Origin of the sequence: Tsukamurella sputi, assembly GCF_007858445.1 — a bacterium.
GTDB lineage: Bacteria > Actinomycetota > Actinomycetes > Mycobacteriales > Mycobacteriaceae > Tsukamurella > Tsukamurella sputi.
Genome location: NZ_VIGV01000080.1, coordinates 1 through 638, shown reverse-complemented (window position 1 = coordinate 638; position 638 = coordinate 1). Strand labels below are relative to the sequence as shown.

The window sequence follows — 638 nt, the reverse complement described above, 5'->3', positions numbered from 1 at the left end:
TAGGAAGTAGCATCGGAATTATTGGTGTCTTACTGATGGGAAAAAGATCTGCATCGGTACGGATTCCCCGTATTTTAATGCGCACATTACGCAATCAATCTCAGATGATTCTACTCCTCTTCTCACAAAAGAAAGTGAGTACTGAAAAGCAGATTCAGGCGCGCCTGATAAAGATGAGAACCAACTTAAATAATCTCATGGCACTCTACAATGCTGCGATTGGCGAGATTCCCAAAAAGAGAGAGTTACTCGAGTACTATTGGCCTATTATCTACTCGATGGAAAAGTTAGCCTTTCTTCTTGAGCGCGCCACAGAGAGATCATCACGCCCAATACTTAAAGAGCAAGACTTAGCCTCGCTCCTCTTTCTCTTTGAGACGCTAGCAAATGCCGCTCAATACTCAGAAATAGAAGAGATTAAGTCAATTCCAAAAATTGAGGGATTTGATAGTATTCAGCGCGAGATTGATACGCTTCAGCAAGCTTTTGCTTATAAACAACCTCTAGAAAAATCGATAACCCCATAACACTACTCACTCAAGGGAGTGTCGAGGAAAGCACCCCTTTTTATCAACCAACAAGGATATTATGCAAAATACCTCTTTTCAGCCGCTTCTCTCTTATCTTATTCGCAGTAA

The 638-nt window shown here is 41.4% G+C and carries 1 protein-coding gene; it reads left to right on the top strand.

Annotated elements, in window-relative coordinates; translation table 11 throughout:
* The coding region (locus FK268_RS25920) for a hypothetical protein (RefSeq protein WP_205124533.1) at positions 1–527 on the top strand (527 nt) is incomplete at its 5' end.
* Between the last annotated feature and the right edge of the window lie 111 nt (positions 528–638).